Annotated in this window: 15 protein-coding genes; 7 read left to right on the plus strand and 8 right to left on the minus strand. The window is 54.4% G+C overall.

Annotation, left to right across the window (positions count from 1 at the left end; genetic code table 11):
- Window positions 1–3: 3 nt before the first annotated feature.
- Genes ACKTS9_RS03590 through ACKTS9_RS03605 form a run of 4 tightly spaced genes read right to left on the minus strand, consistent with a single transcriptional unit; the run spans window position 4 to window position 5,625 of the window.
- On the minus strand, window positions 4–945 hold the full coding sequence (locus ACKTS9_RS03590; protein ID WP_407878986.1) for a carbohydrate kinase family protein: 942 nt from the start codon (window positions 943–945) through the stop codon (window positions 4–6).
- A gap of 24 nt (window positions 946–969) precedes the next feature.
- Entirely contained in the window at window positions 970–2,136 is a 1,167-nt protein-coding gene (locus tag ACKTS9_RS03595; RefSeq protein ID WP_407878988.1) for an iron-containing alcohol dehydrogenase, read from the minus strand.
- 22 nt (window positions 2,137–2,158) lie between these two features.
- On the minus strand, window positions 2,159–3,895 hold the full coding sequence (locus ACKTS9_RS03600; protein WP_407878990.1) for an ABC transporter ATP-binding protein: 1,737 nt from the start codon (window positions 3,893–3,895) through the stop codon (window positions 2,159–2,161).
- Entirely contained in the window at window positions 3,892–5,625 is a 1,734-nt protein-coding gene (locus ACKTS9_RS03605; RefSeq protein ID WP_407878992.1) for an ABC transporter ATP-binding protein, read from the minus strand. Before ACKTS9_RS03605 ends, ACKTS9_RS03600 begins: the two co-directional genes overlap by 4 nt.
- 118 nt (window positions 5,626–5,743) lie before the next feature.
- Here ACKTS9_RS03605 and ACKTS9_RS03610 point away from each other — a divergent pair, with 118 nt between their 5' ends.
- The 4 genes from ACKTS9_RS03610 (at window position 5,744) to ACKTS9_RS03625 (ending at window position 10,290) form a co-directional block, all read left to right on the plus strand.
- Complete coding sequence (locus tag ACKTS9_RS03610; protein ID WP_349216758.1) at window positions 5,744–6,424, plus strand: response regulator transcription factor; 681 nt, start codon at window positions 5,744–5,746, stop codon at window positions 6,422–6,424.
- Complete coding sequence (locus ACKTS9_RS03615; RefSeq protein WP_407878995.1) at window positions 6,421–7,431, plus strand: sensor histidine kinase; 1,011 nt, start codon at window positions 6,421–6,423, stop codon at window positions 7,429–7,431. The genes ACKTS9_RS03610 and ACKTS9_RS03615 overlap by 4 nt, the downstream gene beginning before the upstream one ends.
- 128 nt (window positions 7,432–7,559) lie before the next feature.
- Window positions 7,560–8,327 (plus strand): ABC transporter ATP-binding protein, encoded by a 768-nt coding sequence (locus ACKTS9_RS03620; RefSeq protein ID WP_349216761.1) that lies wholly within the window; start codon window positions 7,560–7,562, stop codon window positions 8,325–8,327.
- Complete coding sequence (locus ACKTS9_RS03625) at window positions 8,320–10,290, plus strand: ABC transporter permease (protein ID WP_407878997.1); 1,971 nt, start codon at window positions 8,320–8,322, stop codon at window positions 10,288–10,290. The genes ACKTS9_RS03620 and ACKTS9_RS03625 overlap by 8 nt, the downstream gene beginning before the upstream one ends.
- Window positions 10,291–10,451: 161 nt before the next feature.
- On the opposite strand, the gene ACKTS9_RS03630 is transcribed toward ACKTS9_RS03625, so the two are convergent.
- Window positions 10,452–12,584, minus strand: coding sequence for a hypothetical protein (locus ACKTS9_RS03630; RefSeq protein WP_407878999.1), 2,133 nt, complete (start codon window positions 12,582–12,584; stop codon window positions 10,452–10,454).
- 3 nt (window positions 12,585–12,587) lie between these two features.
- Window positions 12,588–14,696 (minus strand): efflux RND transporter permease subunit, encoded by a 2,109-nt coding sequence (locus ACKTS9_RS03635; protein ID WP_349216764.1) that lies wholly within the window; start codon window positions 14,694–14,696, stop codon window positions 12,588–12,590.
- A 205-nt stretch (window positions 14,697–14,901) separates the two neighbouring features.
- Here ACKTS9_RS03635 and ACKTS9_RS03640 point away from each other — a divergent pair, with 205 nt between their 5' ends.
- Window positions 14,902–15,492, plus strand: a complete 591-nt coding sequence (locus tag ACKTS9_RS03640; RefSeq protein WP_407879002.1) for a TetR/AcrR family transcriptional regulator — start codon at window positions 14,902–14,904, stop codon at window positions 15,490–15,492.
- Window positions 15,493–15,695: 203 nt separating this feature from the next.
- Complete coding sequence (locus tag ACKTS9_RS03645; RefSeq protein ID WP_349216766.1) at window positions 15,696–18,281, plus strand: translation factor GTPase family protein; 2,586 nt, start codon at window positions 15,696–15,698, stop codon at window positions 18,279–18,281.
- A 37-nt stretch (window positions 18,282–18,318) separates the two neighbouring features.
- Here ACKTS9_RS03645 and ACKTS9_RS03650 read toward each other — a convergent pair whose 3' ends face one another.
- Window positions 18,319–19,131: an alpha/beta hydrolase gene (locus tag ACKTS9_RS03650; RefSeq protein ID WP_349216767.1), complete on the minus strand. Its 813-nt coding sequence runs from the start codon at window positions 19,129–19,131 to the stop codon at window positions 18,319–18,321.
- Between the two features lie 39 nt (window positions 19,132–19,170).
- Window positions 19,171–20,085 carry a LysR family transcriptional regulator gene (locus tag ACKTS9_RS03655; protein ID WP_349216768.1) on the minus strand — a complete coding sequence of 305 codons (915 nt, stop codon included), beginning with the start codon at window positions 20,083–20,085 and terminating at the stop codon, window positions 19,171–19,173.
- A 113-nt stretch (window positions 20,086–20,198) separates the two neighbouring features.
- Here ACKTS9_RS03655 and ACKTS9_RS03660 point away from each other — a divergent pair, with 113 nt between their 5' ends.
- The gene (locus ACKTS9_RS03660; RefSeq protein WP_407879005.1) at window positions 20,199–21,023 is read left to right on the plus strand and encodes a YoaK family protein; all 825 of its coding nucleotides are present in this window, start codon (window positions 20,199–20,201) and stop codon (window positions 21,021–21,023) included.
- Window positions 21,024–21,039: the final 16 nt, after the last annotated feature.

Below are 21,039 nucleotides of genomic sequence, written 5' to 3' on the forward strand. Positions count from 1 at the left end.
TGTTTACGGATACATTTGATGCAGGTAATGTTCTACCTGCGCACGTGTCGGAAGAGACTCAATGGCACCCTTTTTCTGAACACAAAGCCATCCTGCAATATTGCCGGCGCGAAGCGCCTCCCACAAAAGCGTCTCCGTCAGCTGTGCGGTCGCGGTAACTTCCGCGCGGGAAAGCGCCGCCAGGAATGCCCCCCAGAAGGCGTCACCCGCACCGGTTGCATCCACACATGCTGCCTGAAGGCCGGACAATTCCAGCTGTCTGCCGTTCCAATAGCAGCGAACCCCCTGCGCTCCCAGTGTTTCCACTACCACGCTGATTTCATACTGTTCCATCACCGACGGGATTTGCGCCTCACCGCCAAGCATTCCTGCTTCCTCTTCCGAAATTTTCAAAAAGTCCACAAAGGGAAGAATTTCCCGCACTGCCCTGGCCGCTGCCTGCTCGTCATCATCCCACATCACGTTTCGATAGTTCACATCGAAACTGATCAGTTTTCCGCCGGCATGTCCCTGGCTCAGCGCGTACACGGTGGCGTCCCGTGCGCTGCCTTTGGACAGCGAACAGGAACCCGCATGAATCAACTGTGCCTGCTCAAATGCATCGCACTGGACCTGTTCCCGGGTCAACAGCATGTCAGCGCCGGGTTTGCGCGCAAACGTAAACGAGCGGTCTCCCTGTTCATCCAGCGTCACAAACGCCATGGTTGTAACGGCCTCATCCGTCAGGCGCACGACCGGCGTGACATTGTTTTCCCGCAGCGTCTCCAGCAGGAAGCGACCAAAATCATCGTTTCCCAGCATCCCGCAGAAAGATGTATCGCAGCCTTGCCGTGCCAGTGCAATTGCTGCATTGGCAGGCGCGCCGCCCGCTTTGCGAACGTAAGTGCCCGCCTCGCTTCCGGGAAGAAAGTCGATCAACATTTCACCCACACTGAACACTTTCATATTTTGCGCTCCTCTCCCCTGTGGTCACAAACAGGCTCTGTAAATTTCCACTACATCCTGCCAGGTGAGTTTTACAAATCCGTCTTCCAGGGCTGTCTTGCGCACCTTTTTCGCCATTCGTTCAAAATTCTCATCGCCGATTCCCAGCTGCGTAAGGGTGGACGGCATCTTCATCTCCTCGAAGAAGAAAGTCTCGGTTCGTTCAATGGCCTGATTGGCAATGTCATACGGGGCCTGATCTGCTGAAATCCCCCACACATTCACGCCAAAATCCACAAATTTCGAAACAGTATCCTCATTGAGAACGTGCCGCATCCAACGCGGAGTCAAAATGGCCAGCCCCACGCCATGCGTGATATCATAAAAAGCGCTGAGTTCGTGTTCGATGGGATGTACCGTCCATACATTTGCCTTCCCGTCTGACAAAAAGCCGTTAATGGCCCAGCTGGAAGCCCACATCAGATTGGCTCTGGCCTCATAATTCTCCGGTTCACGCAGAGCAATGGGTCCATAGTGGATGCAGGTTTTCAAAATGGACTCTGCAACACGGTCCTGAAAATACGTTCCGGGCGTGCGGTTAAAGTAAGTTTCCATGGTATGGCTCATAATGTCCGCTGTTCCTGCAGCGGTCTGCGATGCCGGGACTGTGAACGTATAGCTCGGGTCCAGGACCGACGCCTTGGGCCGCTGGTCCGCCACACCGCCGCCGATTTTTTCGTAGGTAGCCAGATTTGTGATGACGCCGCCGCAGTCCATCTCACTGCCTGTAGCAGACAGCGTCAGGACACTGAACACCGGCAATACCTGTTTGATTTTGGACTTGTCAATGCACAGATCCCAGGCATCCCCGTCATAATGCGCCGCAGCCGCTACATACTTGGCGCAGTCAATGCTGCTTCCGCCGCCCACTGCCAGCACCATTTGCAGCGAGTGCTCTTTACAGATGGCAGCGCCTGCACGCACGCTTTCCACTCTGGGATTGGGATCCACGCCAGGAAGCTCCTGCCAGGAGATCCCGTTCTGACGAAGCATTTCCACCACCTGATCGTACAAGCCGGTGCGCTTGATGCTTCCGCCGCCGTAGACCAGCAGAACGCTGTCGCCATACTTTTTCATCTCCGGCCCCAGCTTGGCCAGCTGCCCTTTTCCGAAAAAGATTTTTGTGGGAATGTGATAATCAAAATTCAGCACAGACAACTCCTTCTTTCTTTATTTATTTCACAGCAAACTGACTGTTGTACAAATTTGCATAAAAGCCACCTTTTTCCAAAAGTGAAGCATGGGTTCCCTGCTCCACAATCCGCCCCGCGTTCATCACCAGAATCACATCGGCCGATTGAATGGTGGAAAGACGATGCGCCACCACAAAGCTTGTGCGTCCCTGCATCAGCTTTTCAAACGCCTGCTGAATCAGCATCTCTGTGCGGGTATCAATGCTGGATGTGGCCTCGTCCAGTATCAGCATCTCCGGCTGGCAGAGCATGATGCGTGCAATGCACAGCAGCTGCTTCTGACCGGCAGAAAGGTTGCCGCCGCCCGGTTCGATCATCGTGTCATATCCCTGTGGCAGGCGCTTGATAAATCCATGGGCATAAGCTGCTTTGGCTGCGGCGGTAATTTCTTCCAGCGTTGCATCCGGCTTTCCGTAGGCGATGTTTTCCCGGACCGTGGCGTTCTTCAGCCATGTCTCCTGAAGCACCATGCCATACATCCCCCGAAGTGCGTTCCGCTTCAGGGTGCGAATCTCGTTTCCGTCCACGTAAATCGCGCCCTCGCGCACATCGTAAAAGCGCATCAGCAGATTGATCAGCGTGGTTTTTCCGCAGCCGGTGGGGCCCACAATGGCAATTCTCTGGCCGGGCTTCACATCCAGATGGAAATTTTCGATCAGGGGAACTTCGGGCGTATAGGAAAACGCCATATTTTCCACACGCACAGCGCCTTCGCATTTCTTCGGCTCCAGCGCGTCCGGCGCGTCCGGCGTCTCCGGCTCGGCATCCAGCACCGCAAAAAGGCGCTCGGCACTGGCAAGCGCCGTCTGCATCTGCGTCAGAACACCCGTGACCTCATTGAAGGGCTTGGTGTACTGGTTTGCATACGTCAAGAAGCAGCTGAGCTGCCCTACGCTGATGGAACCGCTGATGGCCGAAAGGGCGCCGAACACCGCTACCGCCGCATAGACAATGGCATTGACAAAGCGCGTTCCCGGATTGGTGATTGAGGAATAGAACACACTTTTCAAACCGGTTTCATACAATTCATCGCTGATTTTGTCAAACTCTTCAAAACAGCGCTGTTCATAGCCAAACGACCGCACAATGCTCTGGCCAGCCACCATCTCATTGATATAGCCGGACAGTTTTCCCTGTGCCGCACTCTGCGCCCGGAAAAAGCCATCGGTGCGCCGGGCCACAAAGCCCGCGAACCAGATGGAAACCGGCGTGACCAGCACCACCACCAGCGCGATAAACGGGTTCAGAACCGCCATGACGCACAGCGTGCCCAAAATGGTGGCAACGCCGGGCAAAAGCTGGGTCAGGCCCTGCAAAAGTCCTTCCGCGACCAATTCCGCGTCGTTGACCATACGGCTGATGATGTCGCCGTGTGAGTGCCCGTCAATGTATTTCAGCGGGACCCGGTTCAACACGGCAAACGCATCGCGCCGCAAATCGTTGGCGGCCCAGGCCGATACATTGCGGGTGCACACGTTCAGCACCCACTGGAATGCAGCAGCCAGCAAAACCGTGACGGCCAGCAGCGCCAGATAGAACACAACGCCCTGATAATTCACATTGCCCGGTCCAAACACCTGGTCGATGGCCCGCCCGATCAGAACCGGACCCAAAAGGGTGAACAACACATACAGAAGTGCGCAGACAAAACCCGCGATCAGGTTCAAACGATACGGTGCTGTGTAGCCCAGCACACGTTTGATGGTATCCGTCTTCATTGCGCATCCTCCTCTCTGATCAGCTTCTGAGAACGACAGATTTCCCGGTATACTTCACACTGGTCCAGAAGCTGCTCATGGGTGCCGAAGCCGCACATGCGGCCATCATCCAGCACCAGGATGCGGTCTGCGTTTTTGATGGTGGATGCGCGCTGGCTGATCATGACCACTGTCATGCCGCGAGTATTCTGGCGAAGTGCTTTGCGCAGCGCCGCATCGGTGGCGTAATCCAGTGCGGAGGCCGAGTCATCCAGCACCAGGATCTCCGGCTGTTTGGCCAGCGCACGCGCAATGGTCAGGCGCTGCTTCTGGCCGCCAGACAAGTTCTTGCCGCCTTCCTCAATCACGGTATCCAGCCCGTCCGGTTTGGAGCGCACAAAGTCCGCCCCCTGCGCAGTTTCCAGCGCCTGCCACAGCGCTTCATCCGTTGCGTTTTCATTGCCCATCTTCAAATTGAAACGCACCGTACCGCTGAACAGCATCGCCGCCTGCGGAACAAGCCCCACCTTTCGGTGAAGATCTTCCAGCGTATATTCTCGCACATCCGTGCCATCGATTTTTACACTGCCGGACGTGACATCGTACTCCCGCGCCAAAAGCCGCGCCAATGTTGTTTTGCCGCATCCTGTTCCGCCGATCACACCCAGCGTCCAGCCTTTTTCAATGGAAAAGGAGATTTTTTCCAGCGCTTCGTCGCCGCCGCTGTGATACCGGAAAGACACTTCGGAAAACTCGATGGAAGGCGCTTTTTCTTTTGCGGCTGCGCTTTGGGGCACATCCTCCATACTGGTCTTCTGCTCCAGCACCTGCGCCACACGCCGCGCACTGGCCACGGCCCGCGTCAGAATCACAATGATATTGGCCAGAACGATCAGCGCCAGAAGCGTCTGCGTCATATAGTTGACCAGCGCGATGATCTGTCCCTGTTCCAAAACGCCGCTGTCTGTGAAGCGTGCGCCAAACCAAACAATGGCCACGATCGCCAGATTGACGATCACGGACGTGATGGGATTCAGCGCGGCTGAAATCTTGCCCACATAAACCGTCAGGCGGGCCAGTTCATCACCGGCAGCGTCAAAGGTCCGCACTTCGCTTTCCTGCCGGGAAAACGCGCGGATAACGCGCACACCTTCCAGGTTTTCGCCCGCCAGGCGGGAGATGCGGTCCTGCCCTTTCTGAATTCTGGTGTAATAGGGTACGCTCCGGCTCATGATCACATACAGCACCGCCACGATCAGCGGCGTGGAGATCAGAAAAATCAGGCCGATTTTCCAGTCGATCAGCAGAGCCATCACAATGGAACCCACCGTCAGAAACGGTGCGCGCACCGCCAGACGGATGAACATATTCACCCCTGTCTGCACCTGATTTACATCGCTGGTCAGCCGTGTGATCAGAGAATCGGTTCCGATGGCGCCGTACTCCTTTTGGGAAAGGCTGAACACATGGCGGAACAGTTTCTGGCGCAAGCTCCGCCCGAATCCCTGGGCACATACTGCGGCAAAATACTGGCAGATCATGGCGCACCCAAGTCCAATGGCTCCCAGCAGCAGCATGAACAGGCCGTGCGTCACCACGTAGCTTCGATCCCCGTTTCGAATCCCCACATCGATGATATCCGCCATCAACAGAGGCACCATCAGCTCCAAAATTGCCTCTGTCAATTTGAACAGAGGGCCGAGCACCAACTGTTTTCGATAACCGTTGAAACAACTGTACAATTCTTTCAAAATCTTCCCCCCATTTTTAACCAGTTTCTATTTTATCACACCCCTTTTCCAGTGACAATTCCTCTGAAGAAAAACCGTTGTTTCGCACGTTACGTAGAAGAACGGAGGGAATGCTTCCATGTACAAAATTTTGATTGTAGAGGATGACGCGGCGATTCTGGGCGTTTTGCAGCGGACACTGGAAAGGTACGGCTATGAGCCCATTGCCGTGCAAAATTTTCAGGATGTGCTGGCTGAGTTCTCAAGCTGTTCGCCACATCTGGTTCTGATGGATATCGGACTTCCTTTTTACGACGGATACCACTGGTGCGCCGAGATTCGAAAAATCAGCCACACACCGGTTTTGTTTCTCTCATCCGCCAGCGATAACATGAATCTTGTGATGGCGCTGTCTCTGGGTGCGGACGATTTTCTCGCCAAACCGTTTGATTTGGGAGTATTGACCGCCAAGATCGAAGCGCTTTTGCGCCGCACCTACACCTTCAGCGGCTCCATGGATGTCATCCGGTGCCGGGATGCGGTTCTGGACCTGAAAGGCGCCTGCCTGCATTACAAAGATCAAAAGCTGGAACTTACCAAAAACGAATTTCGAATTCTTCATCTGCTTTTTGAAAATCGGGGACGTACTGTCTGCCGCGAGGATATGATGCAGGCACTTTGGCAAAGCGACTGTTTTATCGACGACAACACGCTGACGGTCAATATGACCCGGCTGCGCAAACGCCTGGACAGCATCGGACTTTCCGGCCTGATCCGCACGCAGAAAGGCCTTGGCTACATTGTGGAGGAGCAGCCATGAAGAATCTTTCTTTTCCGCGGCTGGTGCTCGCTTATTTTTGCAGCATCTGGCGCACCGTTCTCAGTGTGTTCCTGGCACTGGCCGGTCTGTTTGTGCTGACCGTTTTTTACCATGCGCCGATGGAACTTCCTGTTTATACCACGCTTTTAACCGGTGCGATCGGCGGACTTCTGTTTGCCTCGGGATTTTCGCGCTTTGCCCAGCGCCACGCGCAGCTTCGCCTGCTTGCGAACCAGTGCGACACCAAGTTGTCGGCCCTGCCTTCCCCGTCGTCTTTGCTGGACGAAGACTGGGAGACGATTGTCAGTGCTCTGGAGCGCAACCGGCTGGCCGCTGAGCAGCGGGATTTTCTTCGGCGGCAGGACGCTTCGGAATATTACACGCTCTGGGTACATCAAATCAAAACGCCTTTGGCCGCGCTGCGCCTTCTGGTGCAGGAAAACCCGGACGTGCAAAGCCGGAATGAAATGCTGCAGGAGCTTTTCAAAACCGGGCAGTATGTGGACATGGTACTGGGCTATCTGCGTCTGGAAAGCATGCACAGCGATCTTTCGCCCCAGACGCTACGCCTTCAGGACGTAGTCAACGAAAGCGTTCGGCGCGTTTCCACGCTGTTCATCCACAAAAAAGGAGTTCGGCTGCTGGTGGAAGAAAGCGATCTCCGTGTGGCCACCGACGCCAAATGGCTCAGTTTTGTTCTGGAACAGATTCTGACCAACGCAGCCAAATACACGCCGCAGGGTTCTGTACGCATCTATACGCAAAACAACACTTTGATTGTGGAAGACACCGGCATCGGAATTCGCGCTGAAGAACTGCCCCGTATTTTCGAGCGCGGATTCACGGGCTTCAACGGACGCCGCAATTCTCATTCCACCGGACTCGGCCTTTATTTGTGCCGTCAAATCTGCCAAAATCTGGGGCATGAAATTTCCATTACCTCCGAGCTTGGACAGGGGACGAAAGTGTGCCTTTCTTTTGCACGTCCACGCCTTTTGATGGACTAACATTACAAAAATGTAAGACGCATCGCCCATTTTGTAAGCCAATGTTATGGCAGAGAGGGCCCTGTGTATTTTATCATAAATATACCGGAGAAAAATTTCCGGAAAACATTCCTCAAGGAGGCTTTTTCATGCCATTGCTGGAAGTAGAACATCTCCAGAAAATTTATACCACACGTTTTGGCGCGACACAGGTACAAGCGCTGAAAGATGTCAATTTCACCATTGAAAAAGGCGAGTACGTGGCCATTATGGGCGAAAGCGGTTCGGGAAAAACCACGCTTTTGAATATTCTGGCTGCACTGGACCGCCCCACCGGCGGCGTTGTGCGCCTGTCCGGAAAAGACATTACCCAGATCAAGGAAGGGCGCATGGCCCAATTTCGGCGCGAGCACATGGGGTTTGTTTTTCAGGATTTCAATCTGCTGGACACCTTTTCCCTGCGGGACAATATTTTTCTGCCGCTGGTTCTCTCCCGCCGCGGATACAATGAAATGGCGGCCCGCCTGGATATGCTTGCCCCAAAATTGGGCATTGCCGACATTCTGAACAAATTCCCCTACGAAGTATCCGGCGGTCAGAAGCAGCGGGCGGCCGTGGCCCGCGCGCTCATCACCGATCCGGACATTCTTCTGGCCGATGAACCCACCGGCGCGCTGGATTCCAAGGCGACAGCTCAGCTTCTGGACCTGTTCGGCCATGTCAACCGGGATGGCCAGACCATTCTGATGGTGACCCATTCCATCCGCGCCGCAAGCTGCGCGCAGCGCGTGCTTTTCATCAAGGACGGGCTGGTCTTTCATCAGCTGTATCGCGGAGAGCGCACAGACGATGAAATGTACGCCAAAATCGGCGATACGCTGACCATGCTGACCACGGGAGGCGCCGCCCATGCTTGACTTCTACCCCAAACTTGCACTGAACAATCTTCGCAAAAACAAAGACACCTACTGGCCCTATATGCTCACCAGCATTGTCTGCATCGCCACTTATTACATCATGCAGTCCATCGCCATGAACCGGGGCCTTCTGCAGGTCAGCGGCGGCGCTGTTGCGGTCTCCATCTTTTTTCTCGGCACTGTTGTGATTGCAATTTTCTGTGTAGCGCTTTTGTTCTATACCAACAGCTTTCTGATCAAGCGCAGGAAAAAAGAGCTGGGCCTGTACTGTGTGCTGGGGCTTGAAAAGCGCCATGTGGCACTGGTTCTGTTTTTCGAAACCCTGTTCAGCGCCCTGTTCTGCCTGATTCTGGGACTGATCTTCGGCATTCTGTTTTCCAAAGCACTGTTTCTGGCACTGCTTTACGTGCTGGACTTCTCCACCCCCATTGCATTTACCATCTCGATTCCTTCTCTCATCACCACTCTGGTGCTGTTCCTGCTTCTTTATGCGGTTCTGTTTTTGTACAACGCCACACATGTTCAGCGAGCCCGGCCCGTGGAACTGCTGCGCAGCACCCAAACCGGCGAGCGCGAACCCCGCGCTTCCTGGCTGCTGACACTTTTGGGGCTGATCTGCCTTGGCATCGGTTACTTCATTGCCGTCACCGTCAAAGAACCTTTGAACGCACTGCTGGTGTTTTTCGGCGCGGTTCTTCTGGTGATCGCGGGGACTTTTTGCCTGTTTACCTCCGGCAGCATTGCCCTGCTCAAACTGCTGCGCCGCAACAAAACCTACTATTATCAGCCCCGCCATTTCATCTCCGTATCGGGCCTGATGTACCGGATGAAGCAAAACGCTGCAGGCCTTGCATCCATCTGCATCCTCTCCACCATGGTTCTTGTGACCATCTCCACCACGGTTTGTCTTTATATCGGCCGAGACAGCATGATTTCTTCCCTGAACCCTACCAGCATCAGCGGCCGGGTGACCCTTCTGGACGACCGCACGCCGGAGCAGCTGAACACGGAGATTGATGCCGCTTTGGAGGAGGACGGCATCCGCCCGGATGTTCTGGAACAGCGTTTTCTCTGGCGCTACGCAGATTTTTATGCACTGCGCGACAAAAATGTTTTCACCAACGCACACGATGACACAAAACAGCAGCCGGTTCTGGTGAGCCTGATTCCTTTAGAAGATTACAACGCCATGACCGGGCAACAGCTGACATTGGATGCCAGCGAGGCACTGCTGTTTACCAACGACGCGTCCTTCTCCGGCAACACCGCGCAAATCGGCAGCGAGACACTGCATATCCTGCAGCAGCTGGATGTACTGGGTCCCTATCAAAGCAATCAAGTGAGCACGGTACAGCTCTCTTACGAGTTTGTCGTTTCAGATTTTACGCAACTTCAGCAGATTTACTGTTCCGCTACAGGCAAGAACGCCGAGCTTGAAATGTGCGTTTATCTGGACACGCAGGATGACAGCGCCCTTCAAAAAGCCATTGCTTCTGCTCTGTTTGAGCACACACCACCTGAAACGATTTACAGCATCAATGCCCGCGCCACGGTCACCGAAAGCTGGAACAGCATGTATGGAAGCTTTTTGTTTCTGGGCCTGTTTCTGGGCAGCCTGTTTTTGATGGCTACGGTGCTGATCATTTATTACAAACAGATCAGTGAAGGATTTGACGACCACGACCGCTTTTCCATTCTGCAGAAAGTGGGCATGAGCAAAAAAGAAGTGCGAGCTACCATCAACAAACAAATTTTGCTGGTCTTCTTTCTTCCGCTGGCCATGGCCTTTGTGCATATGGCCTTCGCCTACAACGTAATTTGCAACATTCTGGTCATCTTCGGCATGACAGACCGATTGCTGTTCCTTGTCTGCTGCCTAGTCACATTTTTTATCTTTTCGCTTTTATACCTGTTTGTCTACCGCATGACTGCTCACACCTATTACCGGCTTGTGGAAGCCTGATTGAAAGGAGATTTTCATGAAAAAAGTGTTTCTGTCCGTATTCTTCCTGTGTTTTGCCCTGTTGGGTTCCCTTTTTCTGATTGGAAAGCACACGGAAAGAGACTGAGCCGCACAAACAACGAGGGGACCGGCCTGTGCCAGTCCCCTCGTTTTGTTCTTTCTCACTGGAATAAATTTTTGACCCGATCCCAAAAGGTAGTATCCTGCACACTTTGCCCGGAACTCTGTTCCTGCTGCGTTCCGGTCTGCTCCGGTCCTTCGACCTTCATCACAAACTTCACACTGGCGCGCACATTCTCAGCCGCACCTGTGTAGCTGGTATAGGCATTTGCCTGCTCCTCCAGTGCCTGTGCAATCTGGCTGATCTGGTCCAGCTGCGCCGCATCCAGCTGACCCGCAGCGCTGTCCGTTTTACTGCGGAATTCGCTCATTCCGCTTTGAAGCGTCGACGCCCCGCCTGCCAGCTGAGAAGAGCCGGACTGGAACTGTGCAATCGCGTCTTTGACCGCTTTGCTGGAAGAGGATAACTGTTCCAGGCCGCTTTGCAGGCTGGCCGCACCACCGTCCAGTTTGGCAGCACCCGCAGCCAAAGCATCTGCGCCGGCTCCGATCTGCTCCATTCCGCCAAGAAGCTGGTCCGTGCCTTCTTTCAGCTGCACCGCGCCGCCGTACAATGTGGCGGAATTATCCTGTTCGTTGTACAGTTTGCCTGTCATTTCATTCATCATGGTCAACAGGGTAGCCGCATCTGTGCTCACGGTTCCGAAACTCCCCTTTAAAGCCGTGGTATCCAGGCCTGCCAGCGGCGCCAGTACCTGCTGAACGGTCTGCGCCTGTGCACCTACCGCCTGCTGGACCGCACCGTTGGCAGCGGCTGCATCCTGAGAAGCATCGTATCCGCCAACACTGTCCAACGCGGCCAGAATGGCCGTCTGCTGTTCCGGCGTCAATGTGCCGTCTGCATCCATCGCCGCCTGAACGGCCGCTTTGCACTGCTCCTTTACAGAACCTGCCGCATTGGAAGCCGCCCCCGTCACTGCGTTTTGGGCGGTCGCGCCTGCATCTGCCGCCGCTCCGTTCAAGGCCTGCGTTACTGCACCGACCGCAGCCTGCAAATCGCTGGTCTCCGGTACGCCGTTCAGCGCCTGCTGCGCATTCTGCATTTCTTCGTTCAGCTTCTGCTGAAGTGCGCCTGCCGCCGTCAGTCCCGGCAGCAACGACTGATCCAGCTGGCTTTTCAGCGCATTTGTTCCGGCATCCAGCTGAGCCGCTCCGTTTTTCAGTGCAGCCAGACCCGTCGTGAGGTTCTGCGCCCCTTCGGAAAGCTGCTGTGCTCCGCCTTTTACTTCTTTGGAGCCGGCATATGCTGCATCCACACCGGCGTCAAAGGTGTTGTACTGCGCCGCAAATTCGTTCATTTTTCCACGCAGCGTTTCAGTGGCCTCTGCCAGCTGGCGCGCACCGTCATCCAACTGCGCGGTGCCGCTTTTCAGCTCACGCAGCGTTCCGTCCAAATCCGGGAAATCCACCTGCTTTTCCAGTTCTTCCATGCTGGTTGCCGCAGCCAGAAGAATGGACGGCATGACAAAGGAATCCGTGTCGGCTTCCACAACAATCTCATCCAGGAAATAGTCTTTCAGGCTGCTCATCTTTCCTGTGAGGAGGCCATCAAACGTCTCCTGCATTCCCGGAAGTGCCACCGCACACGCCATCTGGTTCTGAGAATCCGTCTGTACGCTTCCATGCGGAATGTTCACATTCCAAAAATGTTCCCGCGGCAAGTCCGCTGCTACCATCGTGATAAATGGTGTGAACACATTACGAACGGTACCGCCAATCTCCTGCGGGTGTTTTTCATGATTGACCAGCGAAAGGGTAATTTTCACGTGCCCCGCCTGCCCCAGCATTTCCTCTGCAGGCATCTCTTTTCCATCCAGTTCATACCGGATGGATACTGTCACCGGCGGCGTCTGCTCTGTTTTCCCCTGATAATAGACGTCTGTGTCCTCTGTATTCCACATGAGCGCCCCATTCTCCACTGCGGGAGCCTCATCACTTTTCAGGTTGACCACGTCGGACAGCGTTGTGGGATCCGTCACACCGGCCAACCCGCTGTCGCAGTGGAGCCAGTCGCTGACGGTTTGACTTTTTACGGAACCGTCCGAATGCAGCAGGATATACACGTTCTCGTCCTTGGTCACTTCCGAAGAGTTCGCAAAGGCAGGCACAGACGCGCTTGCCAGAACAGCGGCACTCAACAGCAGACACATTGCTTTTTTCAAATACGATTTCATCGTTCAAACTCCTTTCGTTTGTTTCGGCCAGTGCCAGGTTGTGCGCTGGATCAGCGGTGCAAATACAATCAAAAGTGCCGGTAAAACCAGAAGGATCACCGCCATGCTGATCAGCGCGCCGCGGCTGATCAACAGGCACAGACTTTTGATCAGCTCCATTTTTGAGATGACCGCTACGCTTGCAGTTGCCACAAAAAAGGTCAGGCCACTGGTCAAAATACTTTGGCTGCACTGCTCCACTGCAATCCGGGCCGCTTCGCGCGTGTGGTGCCCGTTCTCCAATTCCTCACGGAATCGTGTTGTCGTCAGAATGGCATAGTCCACGGTTGCCCCCAACTGAATGGTGCCAATGACGATGCTGGCGACGAACGGAAGCACGGAGCCCGTAAAATAAGGAATACCCAAATTGATGAAAATGGCGCTTTCGATGGCTGCTACCAGAAGGACCGGAATCGACGCGGAACGGAAAACCACCGCGATGATGGCAAAGACCGCCAGAATGGATGTGATATTCACATTGCGGAAATCTGTATCCGCCACCTGAATCAAATCTTTTGTCATGGCACCTTCTCCGCTGATTACTCCATCGGGATCATACCGCTTGACAATGGCATTCAGTTCGTCCAGCTGCCGGTTCTGCGCATCGGAGCCGCTTTCATAGCTGGAATTGGCCAGCAGCATCCGGTGGCCACCCGCATGAAAAATTCCACGGATCTCATCAGGAATCATGCTGTCCGGAATTCCGCCGCCCAAAAACTTCTCGTAACTCATGACCTGATGGACCCCGTCCACCTGTTCCAGCTCTTTGGTAAGTTGTGTCATTTCATGATTGGAAAGTCCTTCGTCCACCAGAATGAAATGCGTGGTGGTCATGTCAAAGTCTTCTTTCAAACGGTTTGTGCCCACGATTCCGTCCATATCCTGCGGCAGGCTGTCAAACAACGTGTAATACACGCTGGTCTTGCTCTGCGCCACTGAAAACGGAATAAACAGCACCACAAATACCAAAAGCACCGCAACATTGTGCCGCGTGACAAACCGGGCTGTGCGGGAAAGTTTGGGAATAAATGTCCGGTGCGTATGGCGTTCAATGGTCTTGCGGAACGTCATGATCAACGCGGGAAGAACCGTGACCGTGCAGATGACTCCCAGCGCCACACCCTTGGCCATGACAATACCGATGTCTTTTCCAAGCGCCAGGCTCATCGTGCACATTGCCAAAAAACCGGCAATCGTTGTCAGGGAAGAACCCGCAATGGAAGACGCTGTATTACAGATGGCTTTTACCATGGCCTGCTCTTCCTGCTCGCAGGATGCACGCTGGTTCTCCCCTACGCCCAGACGGCGTTTTTCCTCTTCATAGCGGTGCAGCAGAAAAATGGAAAAGTCCATGGTTACACCCAGCTGAAGGACCGTGGCCAGCGCCTGCGTAATGTAAGAGATCTGCCCCAGAAAATAGTTGGTTCCGAAATTGTACACAATGGGAAACGCGATGCCCAGCATGAACACGAACGGCACCACCGTTCCCTTTAAGCTGAGGAACAGCACCAGAATGGAACATGCCACCGCACACAAAACATACAGCGGCATTTCGCGGTCAATCAAAGCTTTTGTATCTGCCAAAATTGCAGACATCCCGCCGATAAAACAATCCTTGCGCAAAACCGTTTTGATCTGCCCGATTGCATTCATGGTTTCAGCACTTGCGCTGGTTCCTGAAAAGCGCACGATCAACATAGTGGCGCCGGAACCGTTGTAGAAAAAGCGCTGGATGTCCTGCGGAAGCATTTCGCGCGGAACGGTGACGTCCACCATATCACTGGTCCACATTACATCCTCCACGCCGGGGATTGCTGCAATTTCCTCTTTCATTTTCAGCACATCCGCCGTCTGCATGTGTTCCACCGTGATCATCGCGGTACTTGCTATTTCAAAATCATTTTCCAGATACTGCTCTCCCACCATGGAATCCAGTTCCGGCGGAAGATAGGTCAGGATATCGTAATTGATGTAGGTTCCCACCGCGCCAAAAGCCGACGGTATCAGCAGCAACACCGCGATCAGCAGCACCAATTTCCGGTGATGAACCACAAATTTTGCAAATCGCTCCATTGCGGTCACTCCTTATTGACTAACAGTCATTTTTAGCGATGCCACAAGTATAAACGAATATACGAAATAACGCAAGATTAAAAATGACCAATAGTCATTATCTTTCAAAAATGACTTTTGGTCATTTTGCTGTAAAGCAAAAAAAGCCTTGAAAAAGCCCACTTGCACCGATATACTTTTAAATAAAGGAAGGAGGGATGTCCCTGTGCCCAGGCAAACCCCATTGCAGCGGGAAGGAAAGGAACAGCATCTTCTGGATGCGGCTTACAAGCTTTTCCTCGGAAAAGGCGTTTTAAAAACGTCCATTGATGAAATTGTGTGGGAAGCAGATGTTGCAAAAGGGACTTTCTACCTCTACTTCCGAAACAAAGAAGATTTGCTCCAAAAGCTGGTGGAAAAAATCTCCACCCGCATTCTCAGTGAGGCATATCATGCGATGCGCCAGCACAGCTCGACGGATTTCGCGGAAAATGTAGTCACCATGGTCGACTACATTGTGGAGTATTTTAAATACAACAAACTTCAGCTTCAGCTTTTGGAGCGCAATTTCTCGTGGCCCATGGTCCGGCAGGCATTCTCGGACCAGAGCGATCCTTTGTGGAAAAATCTTGCACAGGATCTTGCGCAGAGCCCTCTGGCGCAGCGATACTCCGAAGATGAGCTGTTCAAGCTGATGTTTGTACTGGTGGAGATGTGCGGCTCTGTGTGCTATTCCTCCATTATTGAAGGGAAGCCGGACACCATTGACCACATGAAGCCGACGCTGTATCGCATTATCCGGCAAAGTCTTTCCTGAAAAAAAGCGCGCAGGCAAGTGCCTGCGCGCTTTTTGTTATATGACTTTTCTTGAATTCTGAAACAGAATATGTTCCCCCATAACGGCCTCGAAACCGCCGCCTGTTCCGAAATATTTTCCTCTTTGCAAACCATGCACACAGTGGCACCACGCCGTGGAATGTGTTAAAATAAAAAACGATTTTACAACAGGGATGGAGACGTATGAAAAAAATTGCGGTTGGGATTCTGGCCCATGTGGACGCCGGCAAAACCACATTGTCTGAGGCGCTGCTCTATTGCGGCGGCAGCCTGCGAAAACTTGGACGCGTGGATCATCAGGACGCATTTCTGGATACAGACCAAATGGAGCGGGAACGCGGCATCACGATTTTTTCCAAGCAAGCCGTGCTTTCTCTGCCTGCATTCACATTGACACTGCTGGACACGCCCGGCCACGTAGATTTTTCCGGTGAGATGGAACGAACGCTGCAGGTACTGGATTACGCCATTCTGGTGATCAGCGGAACGGACGGCGTACAAAGCCACACTCAAACCGTATGGAATCTGCTGGAACGCTATCACATTCCCACCTTTCTCTTCATCAACAAAATGGATTTGGCCGGAGCGGACAAAACGCGTGTGCTGGAGCAGCTTCAAACACGCTTGAGCCCCGCCTGCGTGGACTTCTCGCAGCCGCAGAGCGCCGAGTTTGGCGAGGCTGTTTCCCTGCTGGACGAAACACTGCTGGAACGTTATCTGGAAAACGGAACATTGGACCAGCAGGACGTGGCATGTCTGATCGCCTGGCGGGGCTTGTTCCCCTGCTTTTTCGGTTCCGCGCTTCGGCTGGACGGTATCCGGGAGTTTCTGGAACAATTCCAGCATTTTGTCCTGTGCCCGGAACGTCCGGATGAATTCGGTGCCCGGGTCTACAAAATTGTCCGTGACCCGCAGGGTGCACGGCTGACCTATTTAAAGGTGACCGGTGGCCAGCTTCGGGTAAAGGCGCTTGTCTCCGGCAGCGGACCTGACGAAGGTCCTGCCTGGCAGGAAAAAATCGATCAGATTCGCATTTATTCCGGCGCCCGGTTTCAAACCGCAGATGTCGCGGAAGCAGGCACTGTTTGTGCGGTAACCGGACTGAACCACACCTGGGCGGGCCAGGGCCTTGGTACAGAAGGCGACGGCCAGCGCCCGGTTCTGCAGCCTGTCACAAGCTGTGAAGTACGCCTCCCCGAAGGGTGTGATGTTCACCGGGCCCTGGCACAGCTCAGGCAACTGGAAGAAGAAGATCCGCAGCTGCACATTGTCTGGAAAGAGCAGGTACAACAGATTCAGCTTCAGATGATGGGCGAGGTGCAGCTGGACATTTTAAAACGACTGATTTTGGAGCGGTTTGGATTTTCGGTGGGTTTTGGGCCCGGAAAAATCGTATACAAAGAAACCATTGCCGCCCCGGTGGAGGGCGTCGGACATTTTGAGCCGCTGCGTCACTACGCTGAGGTCCATCTGCTTTTGGAGCCCCTGGCGCGCGGCAGCGGACTTCAATTTGATACCATCTGCAGCGAAGATGTGCTGGACCGAAACTGGCAGCGACTGATTCTCACACACCTGGCAGAAAGAGAGCACCCCGGCGTTCTCACCGGAAGCCCCATCACAGATTTAAAAATCACACTGACCACAGGGCGCGCCCATCTGAAACACACCGAGGGTGGCGACTTCCGGCAAGCCACCTATCGGGCTGTTCGTCAGGGGCTGATGCAGGCGGAAAGCATTCTTCTGGAACCGTGGTATGCCTTCCGCTTGGAAATCCCCTCAGAACAGATGGGCCGTGCACTGGCCGATGTGCAGCGGATGGGCGGGACCTTTGACCCGCCCCAGACTCTGGACACCTGCACCGTGCTCACAGGGCGTGCTCCCGTGGCGGAGATGCAGGGATATGCTTTGGAGATGGCCGGCTACACCAAAGGGCAGGGCCGCCTGTCCTGCACACTGAGCGGATACGAACCCTGCCACAACCCGGAACAGGTACTGGAAGAAATCGGGTACGATCCGGCACGGGATACTGAAAATCCCGCCGACTCGGTTTTCTGCTCGCACGGGGCAGGCTATGTGGTTCCCTGGGATCAGGTCCCCGCTCATGCCCATGTGGAGAGCGGTCTGATGAAGCGACCCTCTCCTCCGCAGGAAAACCGCAGCGGGCCGGTCTCACGCACCGCAGGCGGATCGCTTGCCGAGGACGCGGAACTTGCCTCGATTTTTGAACGGACCTATGGTCCTTCCAGACGCAGGGAACTGTTCCGCAAGCCGGTGGAACCGCCACAGGAATACCAGTTTGAGCCGTCAGGCCCCGAATATCTTCTGGTGGATGGCTACAACATCATTTTCGCATGGGACGAGCTAAAAGAACTGGCACGCACCAGCCTGGACGCCGCCCGGCAGGCTCTGGCGGATATTCTGTGCAACTATCAGGGCTTTCGAAAATGCGCTGTCATTCTTGTATTTGACGCCTATAAGGTAAAGCGGAACGCAGGCGAGGTCGTCAAGTATCAGAACATCCACATTGTATACACCAAAGAAGCCGAGACCGCCGACATGTACATTGAAAAAGCCACTTACCAGCTGGCCCGGCACCGCCGGGTTCGGGTGGCCACGTCGGACGGCGCGGAACAGCTGATCATTCTCGGGCACGGCGCACTTCGTGTTTCCGCCTCCATCTTTCATGAGGAAGTGGAACTTGCCAATACCGAAATTCGTCAGATCATCGCGGAAAGCAATCGCCGGAACGACCGCATGATGCGGACATAACCGAAAAGGACCCGTACGAACCGTACGGGTCCTTTTTTTACAGACCGCCCAGCGGCCCAAAGCGATGCTCCAACCAGTTTTTGCACAGCGGGACCCACATACCGACCGTGGCGGACGGCGTATATACCTCCCCGGTGCAAACAGACATTCCATGGCATCCCGACGGGAAAAGATGACACTCGCACTCCACGCCCGCTTTGTGCAGCGCCTGTGCCAGAAGGAAGCTGTTTTCCACCGGCACCCCGGCGTCGTCCATGGTGTGCCACAAAAAAGCAGGCGGCGTTTGATCGTTCACCTGCGTTTCCAGGCTCCAGTATTCCTGCGGCCGGCCGCTGTCCGCACTGACCAGTTCGATGCTTTTCCGGTGCGCAAACGTGCCGGCTGTAATGACCGGATAGGCCAGAATCATGGCGTCCGGGCGAAGCCGGCGCACCTCTTTCACTTCGCAGCGGCGCGCCAGCTCCTCATCGTCCCAATGGACCCCCAGGCTGCACGCCAGATGCGCCCCGGCAGAAAACCCCATGACCGCCACGCGGTCAGGGTCAATTTCCCACTCGCTGCACCGCTCACGCACCAGAAGGATGCTGCGCGCCAAATCTTCCATCGGCTGCAGTTTGCCGGCCTGCTCCCCCACGCGATAATGCAAAATAAAAACCTGCAGCCCCATATTCAAAAACAGAAATGCGGGTGGATCGGCCTCCCGGGGCGAAGTAAACGCATAGCCGCCGCCCGGGCAGAGAATCACCGCCGGCCGCGGCCCCCAGAGCTGTCCGTCTGATCCGCATATCTCTTCGTGCAGATACGCCTGAAGCGTCGCCCCGCCGGGCAATGTGTGAACAAAGCTTTTCATATTCTCTCTCCCTTTCGCACCAATGTTTCCTTCAGTTTATCACAAATTCTGTTCTTCCTTCAACAGTCCTTCTTCACACAAAAGCGACCGCAGCGCCTCTGCCGCGGGGCTGAGCGCCTTGGCGCTGTTCTGCACCAGGCAGACGTGCCGACTGGGAACCGGTGTTTCCAAGGGGATTTCAAAAATTTCTCCCCGGCGAATGGCCTCACGCGCCATCGGCTCCGGCAAAAAGCCCAGCCCCAAATTGTGTCGCACCAAAAGCAGGATCTGATCGACTGTTTCCGCCTGTGTATCTGTTTGCGGTGCAACCCCGTGCATGGAAAAGACCCGCTGGTAAAAGGACCAGGTCATGGTGCTTCTTCCCAGAACCACCATGGGCTGGCGCGCCAGTTCCTTCCAGCTCATGCGCCGATGCGAAAACGCTTCAAACTGTGTTCCTCCCACCAGAATTTCCTGAAAAGCCAGCAAAGGGGTTTCTCTGAGCGGCGCGGGCGCATCGGCCGGGGTTGTCACAACTGCCAGATCGATCTGCCCTGCTTGCAGCGCCTGCATTGCCTGCGGTGTTGAGTGATTGGAAATGTGCAGCCGCACCCCCGGAAAAGCCTGCCGAAACCATTGCAGCCGGTCCAATAGAAACAGGTGCAGCGCAGTTTCGCTGGCACCGATGGCAAGGGTTTGATCCTTCAGCTCCGCATCCTTTTTCAGCTCCATCTCTGCCGCGCGAAGATGACGATACGCGACCCGGACATGCTCCATCAGGCGTTCTCCCTCCCGCGTGAGTTCCACACCGCGCACCGACCGCAAAAACAGCCGACACCCCAGCTGTGCCTCCAACCGATTGATGCTGCGCGTGATATTGGGCTGGTTTGCCCCCAACCGCTGTGCCGCACGGCTGAAACTGCCACACTGGGCCACATGATAAAAGATGCGGTAATAATCGTAGTGTACGTTCATACAATACTCCTATTATATCAATTTGACATATCATCCATACAAAAGATACATTTTACACAGAGGAACACCCTTATTATAATAAGTAGTCGAAAAAATCGCAACGAAAACACGGGGTGATTTCTTTGAAACAACCAAAATGCAGCCGCCAGATGTCAGAATCCTGGCCCACAGTAGCGCTTCTTACTTTTTCCGGCGGACTACAGGATGCCTATTCTTACTGCGTGCGCGGGAAGGTCTTTGCCAATGCCCAAACGGGGAACATTGTTTTGATGAGCCAATGCTTTTTTGCCGGAGAGTGGCTGGGCGGAGTTCACTATCTGGTGCCGCTGTTCGCGTTTGCATTCGGTGTATTCATCGCTGAACAGATTCGTGCACGCTATGCGGCTCTTCGCGCTGTGCATTGGCGCCAGCTGATCGTTTTGGGCGAAATTCTGCTTTTGTTCGCCGTCGGCTTTTTTCCCTCTTCAATGGATCTTGCCGGAAATGCCCTTGTATCGTTTGCCTGTGCCATGCAGGTGCAGGCATTCCGCAAAATTAACGGATATCCGTACGCAAGCACGATGTGCATCGGCAATCTGCGCAGCGGTGTAGAGGCGTTCAGCGCTTATCTGCGCACCAAAGATTCCGCGCTGGTGAAAAAAGCCGGTCACTATTTTGGCGTGATCGGCCTGTTTGCCCTGGGCGCGGGAACCGGCGGAATGCTTTGCGGCCAGTTGGGGCTTCGAACCATCTGGGTATGCTGTGCACTGCTGTCAATCGGCTTTTCTCTGATGTTCCTGAAAGAAGACATTCAGGAAAACGCGGAAATTCAAACCGCATGGACCCATATACGCACCGACGCAGCGCAGGCAGAAGCCGAGGCACGCAATATCGGACATGCCTTGAGCCAGGAGATTCAGCAGCAAGCCAAAGAACTGCACAATCCAGATGAACGGTGATTGCAGCAACTGTCCG

This window comes from Owariibacterium komagatae (assembly GCF_045865535.1).
In the GTDB taxonomy this organism is placed as follows: domain Bacteria; phylum Bacillota; class Clostridia; order Oscillospirales; family Ruminococcaceae; genus Ruthenibacterium; species Ruthenibacterium komagatae.

What these genes read in the sequence shown, in the direction of transcription:
- ACKTS9_RS03615 (WP_407878995.1), top strand. Translation starts at nt 6,421, where the DNA reads ATGAAGAATCTTTCTTTTCCGCGGCTGGTGCTCGCTTATTTTTGCAGC.
- ACKTS9_RS03655 (WP_349216768.1), bottom strand. Translation starts at nt 20,085, where the DNA reads ATGAACGTACACTACGATTATTACCGCATCTTTTATCATGTGGCCCAG.
- ACKTS9_RS03635 (WP_349216764.1), bottom strand. Translation starts at nt 14,696, where the DNA reads ATGGAGCGATTTGCAAAATTTGTGGTTCATCACCGGAAATTGGTGCTG.
- ACKTS9_RS03645 (WP_349216766.1), top strand. Translation starts at nt 15,696, where the DNA reads ATGAAAAAAATTGCGGTTGGGATTCTGGCCCATGTGGACGCCGGCAAA.
- ACKTS9_RS03650 (WP_349216767.1), bottom strand. Translation starts at nt 19,131, where the DNA reads ATGAAAAGCTTTGTTCACACATTGCCCGGCGGGGCGACGCTTCAGGCG.
- ACKTS9_RS03610 (WP_349216758.1), top strand. Translation starts at nt 5,744, where the DNA reads ATGTACAAAATTTTGATTGTAGAGGATGACGCGGCGATTCTGGGCGTT.
- ACKTS9_RS03620 (WP_349216761.1), top strand. Translation starts at nt 7,560, where the DNA reads ATGCCATTGCTGGAAGTAGAACATCTCCAGAAAATTTATACCACACGT.
- ACKTS9_RS03600 (WP_407878990.1), bottom strand. Translation starts at nt 3,895, where the DNA reads ATGAAGACGGATACCATCAAACGTGTGCTGGGCTACACAGCACCGTAT.
- ACKTS9_RS03590 (WP_407878986.1), bottom strand. Translation starts at nt 945, where the DNA reads ATGAAAGTGTTCAGTGTGGGTGAAATGTTGATCGACTTTCTTCCCGGA.
- ACKTS9_RS03630 (WP_407878999.1), bottom strand. Translation starts at nt 12,584, where the DNA reads ATGAAATCGTATTTGAAAAAAGCAATGTGTCTGCTGTTGAGTGCCGCT.
- ACKTS9_RS03625 (WP_407878997.1), top strand. Translation starts at nt 8,320, where the DNA reads ATGCTTGACTTCTACCCCAAACTTGCACTGAACAATCTTCGCAAAAAC.